The sequence below is a fragment of the Dyella sp. genome (assembly GCF_035508675.1).
GTDB lineage: Bacteria > Pseudomonadota > Gammaproteobacteria > Xanthomonadales > Rhodanobacteraceae > Dyella_B.
On record NZ_DATJMN010000378.1, the window covers coordinates 1 to 13130 of the forward strand.

The window sequence follows — 13130 nt, forward strand, 5'->3', positions numbered from 1 at the left end:
TCAGCATCACGTGCTCGGCGCGCTCTTTGGGATCGGCCAGCAGTTCCTCTTCGAGCGCGCGATCTTCTTCGTCCGTGGCGCCGCGTTTGCGGGTGCCGGCGAGCGGACGCACCACCACCTTGCCGTCTTTCATGCGCGCCAGGATTTCCGGCGAAGAGCCGACGATCTGCGTATCACCCAGGTCGACGAAATACATGTACGGCGACGGATTCATCGCGCGCAGGGCGCGGTACACATCCACCGGGCGCGCATGGAAGCCGACGCTCAAGCGCTGCGACGGCACCACCTGGAAGATATCGCCGGCGCGGATGTATTCCTTGGCGCGCTCCACCATCGCCTCGAACGCTTCGCGGGTGAAGGAGGATTTGAAATCGCTCTCGTCGAGCGCCGTCGACTGCGTCAATTGCGGATAGGCCGCGCCGCCCTGCCGCAAGCGATGGGTAAGTGCATCGAGCCGGCGTTGCGCATGCGCATACGCTTGCGGCTGCGCCGGATCGGCATGCACGATCAGGTACAGGCGCCCCTTGAGGTTGTCGAAGACAGCGACCTCCTCGGCCAGCATCAGCAGCACGTCAGGCGTGCCGAGCTCGTCGGGGCGATCCCATTGCGCCAGCCGCGGCTCGATGTAGCCGATGGTCTCGAAACCGAAATAACCGACCAGGCCACCGCTGAACGCCGGCAGCTGCGGCAGGCGCGGTACGTGGTAGTGCTGCCGCAGTCGCTCGATCTCGGCGAGCGGATCATCCAGATGGCGACGCTCGACGATTTCGCCCGCGTCTTCCACCTCCAGTTCATGCCCGCGCAGGCGGTAGATGCGTTTCGCCGGCAGGCCGATGATCGAATAGCGTCCCCACGTCGCGCCGCCCTCCACCGATTCGAACAGGAAGGTGTACGGGCCATCGGCCAGCTTGAGATACACCGACAGCGGGGTGTCCAGGTCGGAGAACACTTCACGCACCAGCGGGATGCGGGTGTGGCCTTGCGCTGCCAGCGCATTGAATTCGTCGCGGGAAATCACGTGTGGAACGTCCGTGAAACGCAGAAAGGGGAGATTGTATAGGTTGGCCGTGGCTTTTCTCCTCCCTGCGTGGAGGAGCGGCTTGCATCGAGGGACATTCATGCGACGAGCTTCCACGGCGCCGGTGCGCGGTACGGGGATTTCAGCAAGGCACCCGTGAAGTTGGAGACGAGGCCGCCCGCTTCGCGCGGCCGATTCAGCCGGCGAGGCGTTGCCTCGGCATGCCGTAGAGCTGCAAGCGGAAGGCCACGCCGCTGCCGTCCTCCAGATTCCGCGCCGAAGCGACGCCGCCGTGGCGCTCCGCCACCAGCCGCACCACGTACAAACCAAGACCGAGATGCGGCGCATCGCCCGGCGTGGCCTTGTCGCGCAGGCTGACCAGCGAGTCGAACAGGCGTCCCTGCATGGCGGCCGGCAGCGGCGGACCCTGGTTGGCCAGTTCGATCTCCGCGCCGCCGTCGAGCGGACGCAGGCTGAGCCGCAGCCAGCCGTCGGCAGGGGTGAACGAAAGCGCGTTGTCGAACAGCTTGTCCAGCGCCTGGGCGATCAGCTCCGGAGCGCCATGCAGATGCACGGCCTGATCGGGCAGCACGCATTCCAGTTGCCGCGAACCGGCCAGCGGCCGGTAGGCCTCGGCGCATCCGCCCACCACGTCCACCAGGTCGACGTCTTCCGGCTCGGCGGCGGCAATGGCACGCTCCATCCGGCTGGCTTCGCTCATTGCGCGCACCAAGGTGCCAAGGCGCGCCACGCCATCGCGGGCACGCGCCAGGTAGGGCTGCGCCTCATCGGAGAGTTCGGCGTGCTCGAGGTTATCGAGCGAGGATTTGACGATCGCCAACGGCGTATTCAATTCATGCGAAAGCTTGGAGGCCAGCGTGCGCAGGTAATCGGTGTAACCGCCCACCGCTTCGAACAGGTTCTGGAAGCTGCGGGCCAGGTCGCCGATCTCGTCTTCCGATTCGGCCATGGGGAAATGGCCCTGGATCATTTGGCCGTCCAGACGGCCGTCACTGACTTGCGCGCGCTCGACCGCATCGCGCAAGCGGCCCAGGCGCAGGCTAAGACGCGTGGCAAAGAACAGCAAAATGGCGCCGGCCACCAGCATCACGCCAAAGCTGGTCGCCAGCAGGCTCAGGAAGGCGCGATTGGCCAGCAAGGGCACGGCGCGACTGGCCTGCTCCAGCAGCAACACGCCCACCACCGTCTGGCCGCGCTCCACCGGCACCGCCGTCGCCAGCACCACGCTGTCGCGCTCTTCGCCTTGACGCCATACGGTCGCCACCTGGCCGTCGCGGGCGGCTTTTACTTCGGGCAGATCCAGGCGCGGTGCGTCGCTGGTCCATGCTTCGGCTTCCTCCAGCGGATTGGCGAGCAGCCAGTGGTAGATCACCGACGACCACCAGCTCGGCTGCGGCCCGGAGGTCTTCAAGCGGCCGCTGCGTGCAAGCAGCCAGCCTTGCGGGGTGACCAGCCGCACGCGCGTTCCGCTTGGCGCCAGTTGCGCGAGTTCCTGCGAGAGATCGGCGGAATAGCGCCAGAGCGGACGAACATCCACGGCGAGCGGATCACCACCATCGGCTGCGGTATAGACGCCAACGCCAAGCGCACTCAAGCCGAGGTCCCGTTGCAACCGCAATTCGGCGTGATAGCCGCTGCCGTCTTCCTGCCACTGGCCGATGATCCGGTCCGGCAGATCGCCCGCGGGGGGATCAAGCGTGAGCGCCGTGAATGCGCCGGGTGCCGCGCTGGCAATGAGATAACGCCGGTGCTGCTCGCCCTGCAGCAACTCCAGCAGCACATGGTCGGCCGAAAGCGCATTCACATCGCCCGCATCGGCCCGGGTGCGGCGCGCGGTGCGCACGTCGATGTAGAGATAGAAACCATTGTCGTCTTCAGCCAGCAGCAACTTGTTTTGCTTGCCGAGCGACTGGCTCCACGGTGTCATCGGTGCCCAATCGTCGCCGTAGCCGTCGACGACGATCGGGTTCACTGCCTGCTGCACATACCAGCCGTTGCCTGGCTGCGGCAGCGGGACGTCCGTGACGGCAAGGCTGCGGGCTACCGCCGTGGCGGTCGCGGTCAATGCCTGCTCCTGTCCCTGGCGCAGCAGGGTTTCCATCTGCCGCACGTACAACCAGCCAGCAATCGGCAAGGCCAGCGTGCACAAGGCAACGAGCAGCAGTTGTTGGCGCAGGCTCATGCTTCAACGATACCGGTCTGCACACGCGGCCTATGGCGTTGCGTTGGTATGTGCCGCTGCCGGACCCTGGACGTAGGTCGTGTAGCTGGAGTGCTGCACCACTTGCTTGAACGTGTCGAGCAGCGCTTGCCGCTGCGGATCGGTCGCGCTGACTGTCATCGACCAGCTGTAGCGAATCCCACTCGCCTTGCCGGGATCGCAGAACACGACCACGTCATCGAGGTGATCGGAACCTTGATAGAGCACGCCCTGGCACGCCATCGCGCGCGGGCTGGTGACCGGAAAGCCATTGGCTTTGCCATGCGGGTCCGACTGCAGGTAATGCTGGCGATCGTCCTGCATTTCCATGGCAAGCGTGGGTTGCTTGGCCGGCCAGACGTTGAGCACCATCACACGCTCCGGCTTGCCGGTCCATTCGCCCTGGTAAAGCACCAGGTTGACACCGATGCCTCGGGCATACATGCAGCAATCATGCGTCCAGCCGTTTGGCAGGTGGGTGCTGATCGTCCAGCCGGGCGTGTTGCCGTCCGCGTTGCCATGCACCACCACGCCCTGCGCAGGCACGCTTTTGGCCGATGCCCACGGCGCCAGCACGCTCAGCAGCAACACCAGCCACAGACGCCGCATCACGGACGCCACCGGTAGCCGACGCCGTGCACGGTTTCGATGGCATCGAACTCCGGCGCCACCGCGATGAACTTCTTGCGGATGCGCTTGATGTGCGAAGTGATGGTGGCGTCGTCCACCACCAGTTCCGCTTCGCGCATCAGTTGATCGCGGTTCTTCACGTGGCCGGGAAAACGCACCAGGGTATGCACCATCCAGAACTCGGTCACGGTGAGCGGCACTTCCACGTCGCTCCAGGTGACGCGCATGCGCTCCGACTCCAGTTTGAGCGGCCCGTGCCCGATCACGGTTTCGCTGGAGGCCGGCGCCTTCAGCGATTCGATCCGGCGGAACAAGGCCGCGATGCGCGCCGCCAGCTGATGCAGGCTGGTGTCCTTGCTGAGGTAATCGTCGGCGCCCAGGCGCAAACCGGAAATCACGTCGAAGTCGGAATCGCGCGCGGTAAGGAAGATGATTGGCAGCGTGGCCGATTTCGCCCGCAGCTCACGGCAGAGATCGAAGCCGCCTTCCGGCTCGTCGCCCAGGCCGATGTCGATGATCACCAGCTCTGGCAGACGGATGGCGAAGGCGTTGGATGCGTCCTGGCGCGAGCCGTAGCCGCGGGTGTCATAACCAAAGCGGTTGAGGGCTTCAACGTAATTGGCGCGAATAAGGGGTTCGTCTTCGACGATGGCGATGCTGCGTCCCATGTGGATTCCTCTGAGGATGACGGAGGGTGCTATGCGGGGGGGCGCTCGCGCAAGCCTGGCATGCGGCTTGCCCGCGTTCTGCCACATTCCATCGGCCGCACGCCCTCGGGGCGTCGCGCGCCGGCCCCGGGCCGGGTGTTTGATAGCTCCAACGCCACACCGCCACGAGCCTTAGCCATGCGCGCAGATCCCTCGATCGACCCGAACGCCGAACTCCGCACCTTCGAACCGCTGCGCGTGGTGCTGGCCGTTGGCTCCCTGTTGCTGGCGATCCTGATGAGCCTGCACTGAGCGCCCATGGTGTGACGTTGCCGTGGAAGGCAATGGGCGCGACCGGTGCGGCAAGGATGGACACCGGTCGCGCCCCCCCCGGCGAGACGAATCAGGTAGCTCAACGCATCACCCAACCCCTTTTCCCGGTCAATGCTGGTCCTCTGGCATGCCTTCCCCTCCTACCCCCGGAGGGGATTTTTTTTGGCTCGAAAATTTTGCTCGCGCGGGGGAACCATTCGAAGCTGACCCGGTCCGACTACATGGCAGGCGCATAGTCCATTGCCGTGGAACTCGCCGAGGTCTGATGGATGGCCGAGCCTCCCGTCCTTCAGCCGCGTGCAGGCTGCAACTGCCGATGGTGTCTCCTCTAGCGTCATTTCGACGCCCCTCCAGCCCGGCACAGCCTTCCCCCTGTGCCGGGTTTCTTTTGTCAGGCGTACCGGCTCAGCCGATGGCCGTGCGCATCTTGCCGATCACGGCCGCGTAATCGTGTGCGCCGAAGATGGCCGAACCGGCCACGAAGGTATCGGCGCCGGCCGCTGCGATGTCGGCGATATTGTCTGCCGTGACGCCGCCATCGATCTCCAGACGGATGGGGCGGCCGCTCTCGTCGATCAGGCGGCGCACGCGGCGCAGTTTCTCCAACGCTTCGGGGATGAATTTCTGCCCGCCGAAGCCAGGATTGACCGACATGATCAACACCAGGTCGAGCTTATCCAGCACGTGGTCGAGCCAGTTCAGCGGGGTGGCCGGATTGAACACCAGCCCCACCTGGCATCCGGCGTCCTTGATCATGCCGATGGTGCGGTCCACATGCTCGGAGGCCTCCGGATGGAAGCTGATCAGGCTGGCGCCCGCCTTGGCGAAATCCGGTGCAATGCGGTCCACCGGCTTCACCATCAGGTGCACATCGATCGGCTTGGCAATGCCGTAGTCGCGCAACGCCTTCAGCACCATCGGGCCCATGGTGAGGTTGGGCACGTAATGGTTGTCCATCACATCGAAATGTACCCAGTCACCACCGGCGGCCAGCACCTTGGCGGTGTCGTCCCCCAATCGTGCGAAATCGGCGGAGAGGATGGAGGGTGCGATGACAGCAGATTGTTTGCTCATGGTTTAAGGCTGCAAAGGGGGAATGCCGAAAGCCATTCTAGCGGGCTGCGCGCATGCGCCGTTCCTGGCTTACTTGAACCCCCGCTCCGCCTTGATCCGCTCGTACGCCGCATTGATCTCGCTGGCGCGCGCCTCGGCGCGCTTGCGCATCTCGTCCGGCAGATCGCCCAGGCGATCGGGATGGTGCTCGGAAATCAGCTTGCGGTAGGCGCGCTTGATGGCGCGTTCGTCGGCGTCCCGGGTGATGCCGAGCACGGCGTACGGATCAGGCCCTTGCGTGTTCCGCTGCGGCGGCACGTAACCGCCACCGCTGCCATAGCCGCGCCCGCGCGTCCCGGCAGCGCCTTGCCACACGTAGCCCTTCATCGCCATCAGGGCCATCAGCTCCATGTCGCTGATGCGCAGGGCAAAGGCGAGTTGGCGCAGGATGGCCATTTTCTCGGGCGACGGGCTGCCTTCGGCCAGCACTGTTTCGATCACTACATCGAGCAGCGGGAAGGCGTGATCGCGACGCAAGCCCACCCATTCGCGCAATGCAGTGATTGGACCGGTGACATCGAACTCGGGCTGCTTGCCCTGGTTGAAGGCGTGAATCGCCTGCTGGCGTTCGTTCGCATCCAGGCCCATGCGTGCCATGAGGCGTTCGGCGACGGCAATTTCCGCTTCCGATACGCGGCCATCGGCTTTGGCAATCGCGCCCAGCAAGGCAAACAGCGGCGTGACATAGCCACCGGCCTCCGGAATCGCAGTGCGCCGCTGGCTGTAGCGCAAGTTATCGAGCACGAAGCCGATGATGGCGCCCACGCCCATGCCGACAAAGCCATGGCCGAGCAGCAGGCCCACCATGGCGAACCAGAAGGTGTAGGTGTAACTCATGGATGGGCGGCGGCCTGTGCCTGTGGTTGCGGTTTCTGCGCGCTGTACCAGCGCGCCAGCTGATCCAGCTCCGCGTCGCTGAGCGGGCCGATGGCGGCGCGCATCAGCGGCACGGCGCGCGTGCCGTCGCGGTAATCCTTGAGCGCCTTGCGCAGGTAATCCAGACGCTGGCCCGCCAAGTTGGGCGCACCGGACATCTGCGCCATACCGGTTTCACCGTGACAAGCCGCGCACAAACCCAGCCGCAACGGCTTGGGCGGCAGATCGGCGGCGAGCGCTGGCAGGGCACAGGTCAAACCGAGTGCCGCGATCAATACGAATCGCATCGGAAGCACACAGGCATCAAAGCTGCCGATTCTAGCAGTGGTGACCGGTACAATAGCGGGCTCGTCAGACCCTTGGAGCGCACCGTGCCCACCACCCTGCTGCAATCGAACCTGCCCGGCCTGGAGCTGATCCACCGCGGCAAGGTGCGCGACGTTTACGCGCTGTCGGGCAACCGCCTACTGATCGTGGCGACCGATCGCCTGTCCGCCTTCGACGTGGTGCTGCCCGATCCAATTCCCGGCAAGGGCGAGATGCTCACGCAGATTTCCAATTTCTGGTTCGGCAAGACCGCGCACATCGTGCCCAACCATCTGCTGCATACACCGCTGGAACAAGTACTGCCGCCGGGTACGGACCCTGCGCTGTACCGCAAGCGCGCCGTGGTCACCAAGCGGCTTAAGCCAGTGCCGGTGGAAGCCATCGCGCGCGGCTACCTGATCGGCTCGGGCTGGAAGGATTACCAGGCGACTGGTTCGCTATGTGGCATCACGCTTCCTGCGGGGCTGCGCCAGGCCGAGCAGCTGCCCGAACCCATCTTCACCCCATCGACGAAGGCCGCCGTGGGTGACCACGACGAAAACGTGAGCTTCGATGCAGTGATCGCCGCCGTCGGCAAAGACCTGGCCGAACAAGTGCGCGATGCCACGCTGGCGATCTATAAGTGGGCGGCGGCTTATGCGGCCGAGCGCGGCATCATCATCGCCGATACCAAGTTCGAATTCGGTACCGACGAAGACGGCAAGCTGTACGTGATGGACGAAATGCTGACGCCCGATTCGTCGCGTTTCTGGCCGGCTGATCAGTATCGGGTGGGTATCAGCCCGCCCAGCTACGACAAGCAGTTCGTGCGCGACTACCTGGAAACGCTGGACTGGAACAAGCAAGCGCCGGGTCCGCATGTTCCTGCCGAAGTGATCGCGGGCACGTCGGCCAAATACGCCGAGGCGTTGCAGCGTCTTGCCAGCATCACCCTGGAGTAAAGGCGTGAATGCCTGGGCTTACCTTGGCGTGGCGATCGTCGCCGAGGTCATCGCCACCAGTGCGCTGAAAGCTTCCAGCGGCTTCACCCAGCTGGTGCCTAGCATCGTGGTGATCGCGGGCTACGGCACGGCTTTTTATTGCCTGAGCCTTGCCCTGCGCAGCGTGCCGCTCGGGGTCGCGTATGCGATCTGGTCAGGAGCGGGTACGGCCTTGATCGCGCTGATCGGCGTGGTGCTGTACAAGCAGAAGCTCGACCTTGCCGGTATCGCAGGCATCGGGCTGATCGTGGCGGGCGTGCTGGTGCTCAATCTCTTTTCCAGGAGCGCTACGCACTGATGGCCATCGAGCACGGTCAACGCAGCATGCACGACTGGCTCGAACGTTATAGCCAGGATCACCAGCACTCCACCAATCGACTGCTGCATTGGATCTGCGTACCGCTGATCGCTTGGAGCGTGCTCGCGCTGCTGTGGACGATACCGGTGCCGGCCTCGTTGTTGCGCCCCGGCGCCTGGGCCGTGTTCGCGATCGTGCTGGCGTTTGCCTGGTATTGGAAACACTCGCATCGATTGGGCGCCGCGTTGCTGGTTGCGTTGGCGATCTTTGCGCTGATCTGCGCCGGCGTGTTCGAGCGGCTTGGGCCTGTGTCGATGCGTTGGGTGGCTGTGTGCGTATTCGTGGCAGCGTGGGTCGGCCAGTTCATCGGCCACCTGTTCGAAGGAAGGCGGCTTAGTTTCTTTACCGATCTCGCCTACCTGCTCGTTGGCCCGGCGTGGCTGATGGATAAACTACTGAACCGAATTGGCTTGAAGGAAACACCATGACAGGCTTTCTCGCCCTGGTCAGCAGCCTGATCTGGTGGGTGCTGTTCAGCAGCATCGGCGCGGTCGGGCCGAGTGTGATCGCATGGATCGTACTGCGCTGGAGCGAAGGCGCGCCGGTGGTGTTCAACCGCACCTATCTCGCCTGCCTGATCTGGAGCCTGTTTACGCTGCTGATCAGTGCAGCCGTTGCAGCGCACCTCGGCATTACGCGACCGCCTTTGACGCCATTGCTCGCCAACGGCACGTTCCGGATGTCCCTGGCGCTGTCGATGTTGGTCGGCGTGATCGCCTTGTGGCGTTTGATTCCGCGTGTAGACGCACGGCGCATTCGTATCGGCAGCGCATGCGTGGTGGTAGCGGTGGTGATGGCGATTGGTTTTGGCGTGGTTACCACGCTGGCAATTGCGTAGGTAGAGGCTCGACTTTACGGCAAGCCTTGCGCAGCTCATCTTCACCCTCTCCCCGCAAGGGAGAGGGTGAAGCCATGCATTAACCGACTACGCGTTTCACCGCGTCCACCACATGCGACACGGTGAAGCCGAAGTACTCAAACAAGGCCGGCGCCGGCGCCGAAGCACCGAAGGTGGTCATGCCCACCACGTCGCCGTCCAGGCCCACGTACTTGCGCCAGAAATCGGCGCTGGCCGCTTCCACCGCCACGCGCGCACGGCACCAGCCGGGCAGCACGCCTTCGCGGTATTCCAGCGGCTGGGCATCGAACACTTCGTTGCAGGGCATCGACACCACGCGCACCGGCACGTTCTGCTGCGCCAGCGTGCGCGCCGCCTCCATGGCGAGTTCCACTTCCGAACCTGTCGCGATCAGGATCGCCTTGAACTTCGTATCGGCCGGATCCAGCAGCACGTAGCCGCCGCGCTTGATGTCGGCCAGCTGCTGCGCGGTGCGCTGCTGATGCTTGAGGGTCTGGCGCGAGAAGATCAGGCATGAGGGGCCGTGCTTGTGTTCGATCGCCTCCTTCCACGACACCGCCGACTCCACCGCATCGCAGGGCCGCCACACGCGGTTGTTGGGAATCAGGCGCAGCGAAGCCAGATGTTCCACCGGCTGATGCGTGGGGCCGTCTTCGCCAAGGCCGATCGAATCGTGCGTGTACACGTGAATGGCGTGCGCGGGAATCAGCGCGCTCATGCGCACCGCGTTGCGGGCGTAATCGGAGAACACCAGGAAGGTGCCGTCGTACGGAATAAAGCCGCCATGCAGCGCCAAGCCATTGGCGATCGCACTCATGCCGAATTCGCGTACGCCGTAATGCACGTAGTTGCCGTCCGGACCGGTGATGCTCTTGCTGCCCTTCCACATGGTGAGGTTGGAACCGGCAAGGTCGGCCGAGCCGCCGATCATTTCAGGCAGCAGCGGGCCGAACGCATCCAGCGCCATCTGCGAAGCCTTGCGTGAGGCGACATCGGGGCCATCGTTAATGACTTTATCGACGTACGCCTGCGACAGCTTCGCCCAATCGGCAGGCAACTCGCCGGCCATGCGGCGACGGAATTCTGCGGCGAGCTCCGGATACGCGGCTTCGTACTTGGCGAAGATGTCGTTCCACTGCTGCTCGCGTTCGGCACCGATCTTCTTCTTGTCCCACGCCGCATAGATCTCTTGCGGAATTTCGAACGGCGGATGGCGCCAATCAAGTTCGTCGCGTGCGGCCGCGACCTCGTCCTTGCCCAGCGCTGCGCCGTGCGACTCTTCCTTGCCCTGCTTGTGCGGGGCGCCGAAGCCGATGATGGTCTTGCAGCAGATCAGGGTGGGTTTTTCGCTCTGCGCGGTGGCACTGGCGAGCGCCTTCTTGATCGCTTCGGCATCGTGGCCGTCCACGCCACGGATCACGTTCCAGCCATAGGCTTCGAAGCGCTTGGGCGTGTCGTCGGTAAACCAGCCTCCCACCTCGCCGTCGATGGAGATGTTGTTGTCGTCATACACCGCAATCAGCTTGCCCAGCTTCCAGGTGCCGGCGAGTGAAGCCGCTTCGTGGGAGACGCCTTCCATCATGCAGCCGTCGCCCATGAAGACGAAGGTGTGGTGATCCACGACGGTATGGCCCGGGCGGTTGAAATGCTGGGCGAGCAGTTTTTCCGCCAGCGCCAGGCCGACCGAGTTGGCGAAGCCCTGGCCGAGCGGACCGGTGGTGGTTTCCACGCCTGGGGTTTCGCTTGCTTCCGGGTGACCCGCGGTCTTGGAATGCAGCTGACGGAAGCGCTTGAGTTCCGCCATCGGCAGATCGAAGCCGGTGAGGTGCAGCAAGGCGTACTGCAGCATCGAGCCGTGGCCGTTGGAAAGCACGAAGCGGTCACGGTTGGGCCACTTCGGGTTCACCGGGTTGAACTGCAAGTAATCGTTCCACAGCACTTCGGCGATATCAGCCATGCCCATCGGCATGCCTGGGTGGCCGGACTTGGCTGCCTCCACGGCATCCATGGCGAGGGCGCGGACGGCATTGGCGAGTTCGCGGCGAGAAGTCATCAGGGGTTTCTCCGAAGGCGGGGCGAAAAAAGAAATTATTGTCGCCGATCGTCCGCTGTCTGTCGTCCAATGCCGACATCCCCCTGATTTCATGGCTTAAACACCGCCTTAATTCGCTCCCGAGCAGGGCGCGATTCCCGACGGCGCTCCCTTCTAATACCGGCGCTGCACCTCGCAGCCGTTCCCCCCGATCGCCTTCCCCCCCCCGCGATTCGGACTCGGAGACACAAAGACAAAACGGAGTTTTCCCATGCGCAAGATCCTTCTCTCCGCGGCGGTAGCCGCTGCGGCCCTCACCGCCCTTCCCGCCTTTGCCCAGGACAGCTCGGGCTATCTGCCCACGCAGACGATCGGCTCCGGCAACTGGTTCGTCGACGCCGGTGTCGGCCGCACCGGCAGTGCGACCGACGGCGGCTTCGGCTCCAACCTGGGCAACGACTTCAACTTCGGCAAGAGCCAGCGTGGCCGCAAGACGGGTTACAGCCTGCTGGGCGGCTACCGTTGGAAGCTTGGCCCGAACCTGGCGCTGGGCCTGGAAGCCGGTTACGCGGACCTCGGCAACTTCAAGCTGCAGAACACGTTCAACGGCGACAAGATCGACCAGACCACCACCACCCAAGCCCTGCACGGCTGGCTGCTGGGCGCCAACGGCCGCATCAACCTGGCCACGCAGTGGTATCTGTCGGCGCGCGGCGGCTTTTTCCACGCCAACAACTACAGCCACATCTACGACAACGTCGACCAGAACCTGGGCGAATTCACCACCGCCAAGGCCGGCCGCGATGGCTGGTACGCGGGCGTGGGTACGGGCTGGGATATCGATGAGCATTGGGGTGTCGGCCTGAGCTACGACTACTACCACGCCAATGCCGGCCGAGTGCGGCTGGCCGATCAGGACATTGCCACGCTCAAGCGTTCCACCAGCATCCTTTCGCTTACCGGCGAATATCGATTTTGACCGTCCGGGATGAGCGGTATTTATGTCCGCTCATCCCTTCTCGCACGTAGTCTTAATTAACTCTTAATACTGAACTTGTCGGTATTGAATCTATCGGACACGTCCTTATTTCATGCGGGCGCACGCACAAGCATGCGTACGGGGTCTCGGCTTCCCCCTAGTGCCGACCCGCCCCGATCAAAAAGCATGACAAGGAGTACTCCATGAAGAAGACGTTGTTTGCTGCTGCTCTAGCCACCGTGGGTCTTGCCGCCGTTCCGGCCGCTTTCGCCCAGAGCTCCTCCGCCCCGACAGCCCAGCAGGGCTGGTACATCGACGGCGAAGTCGGTTACGGCCAGATCAACAAGGGTCCGTACGATTCCAACGGTGATGCCATTGGCGGCATCAAAGGCGGCTATCGCTTTGCGATCAATCCGGAGATGTCGGTCGGCGTAGAAGCCGGCTACCAGTACCTGGGCCGCATCGACGCGCGTTATTCGAATGATTCCTCGCTCCGCTCCAAGCTGTATGGCCCGACGTTGGGTGCAAACCTGCGCTACAACTTCACGCCGAAGTGGTACGGCGAACTGCGTGCCGGTGCCTTCTATGCGCAGGGCCAGGGGCTGACCGATAGCTACGACTCGAGCTATCAGCGCTTCGATCGCACTCGCTATTACGCTGGTGTGGGCGTGGGTTACAACCTCACGCAGAACTGGAGCGTGGGCGTGAACTACAACTACTACGACGGCTCCAACCACAACCGCGGCGTGCAACTGCA

General features: G+C 63.9%; 14 protein-coding genes. 6 read left to right on the plus strand and 8 right to left on the minus strand.

Features of this window, described 5'->3' with window-relative positions; translation table 11 throughout:
* From VMA74_RS20215 to VMA74_RS20245, 7 genes are all read right to left on the minus strand, one after another.
* On the minus strand, positions 1-1018 hold a 1018-nt coding region (locus VMA74_RS20215), incomplete at its 3' end, for an anthranilate synthase component I family protein (protein ID WP_325370287.1).
* 196 nt (positions 1019-1214) lie between these two features.
* A complete protein-coding gene (locus VMA74_RS20220; protein WP_325370289.1) occupies positions 1215-3221 on the minus strand; it encodes an ATP-binding protein in 2007 nt (668 codons plus the stop codon).
* A gap of 30 nt (positions 3222-3251) precedes the next feature.
* Positions 3252-3848 (minus strand): hypothetical protein, encoded by a 597-nt coding sequence (locus VMA74_RS20225; protein WP_325370291.1) that lies wholly within the window; start codon positions 3846-3848, stop codon positions 3252-3254.
* The gene (gene pdsR / locus VMA74_RS20230) at positions 3848-4537 is read right to left on the minus strand and encodes a proteobacterial dedicated sortase system response regulator (protein ID WP_325370293.1); all 690 of its coding nucleotides are present in this window, start codon (positions 4535-4537) and stop codon (positions 3848-3850) included. The genes VMA74_RS20225 and pdsR overlap by 1 nt, the downstream gene beginning before the upstream one ends.
* 717 nt (positions 4538-5254) lie before the next feature.
* Positions 5255-5923: a ribulose-phosphate 3-epimerase gene (gene rpe / locus VMA74_RS20235; RefSeq protein ID WP_325370295.1), complete on the minus strand. Its 669-nt coding sequence runs from the start codon at positions 5921-5923 to the stop codon at positions 5255-5257.
* 69 nt (positions 5924-5992) lie between these two features.
* Positions 5993-6799, minus strand: a complete 807-nt coding sequence (djlA, locus tag VMA74_RS20240) for a co-chaperone DjlA (RefSeq protein ID WP_325370297.1) — start codon at positions 6797-6799, stop codon at positions 5993-5995.
* Positions 6796-7125: a c-type cytochrome gene (locus VMA74_RS20245; protein ID WP_325370299.1), complete on the minus strand. Its 330-nt coding sequence runs from the start codon at positions 7123-7125 to the stop codon at positions 6796-6798. The genes djlA and VMA74_RS20245 overlap by 4 nt, the downstream gene beginning before the upstream one ends.
* A gap of 84 nt (positions 7126-7209) precedes the next feature.
* On the opposite strand from VMA74_RS20245, the gene VMA74_RS20250 reads away from it, so the two are divergent.
* Genes VMA74_RS20250 through VMA74_RS20265 form a run of 4 tightly spaced genes read left to right on the plus strand, consistent with a single transcriptional unit; the run spans position 7210 to position 9341 of the window.
* Entirely contained in the window at positions 7210-8106 is an 897-nt protein-coding gene (locus tag VMA74_RS20250; RefSeq protein ID WP_325370301.1) for a phosphoribosylaminoimidazolesuccinocarboxamide synthase, read from the plus strand.
* A 4-nt stretch (positions 8107-8110) separates the two neighbouring features.
* Positions 8111-8443, plus strand: a complete 333-nt coding sequence (locus VMA74_RS20255; RefSeq protein WP_325370303.1) for a multidrug efflux SMR transporter — start codon at positions 8111-8113, stop codon at positions 8441-8443.
* The gene (locus tag VMA74_RS20260; protein WP_325370305.1) at positions 8443-8931 is read left to right on the plus strand and encodes a DUF962 domain-containing protein; all 489 of its coding nucleotides are present in this window, start codon (positions 8443-8445) and stop codon (positions 8929-8931) included. Before VMA74_RS20255 ends, VMA74_RS20260 begins: the two co-directional genes overlap by 1 nt.
* Positions 8928-9341 carry a hypothetical protein gene (locus VMA74_RS20265; protein ID WP_325370307.1) on the plus strand — a complete coding sequence of 138 codons (414 nt, stop codon included), beginning with the start codon at positions 8928-8930 and terminating at the stop codon, positions 9339-9341. The genes VMA74_RS20260 and VMA74_RS20265 overlap by 4 nt, the downstream gene beginning before the upstream one ends.
* A gap of 79 nt (positions 9342-9420) precedes the next feature.
* On the opposite strand, the gene tkt is transcribed toward VMA74_RS20265, so the two are convergent.
* On the minus strand, positions 9421-11415 hold the full coding sequence (tkt, locus tag VMA74_RS20270) for a transketolase (protein ID WP_325370309.1): 1995 nt from the start codon (positions 11413-11415) through the stop codon (positions 9421-9423).
* 250 nt (positions 11416-11665) lie between these two features.
* On the opposite strand from tkt, the gene VMA74_RS20275 reads away from it, so the two are divergent.
* Positions 11666-12373, plus strand: a complete 708-nt coding sequence (locus VMA74_RS20275) for an outer membrane protein (protein WP_325370311.1) — start codon at positions 11666-11668, stop codon at positions 12371-12373.
* A gap of 203 nt (positions 12374-12576) precedes the next feature.
* The coding region (locus VMA74_RS20280; protein WP_325370313.1) for a porin family protein at positions 12577-13130 on the plus strand (554 nt) is incomplete at its 3' end.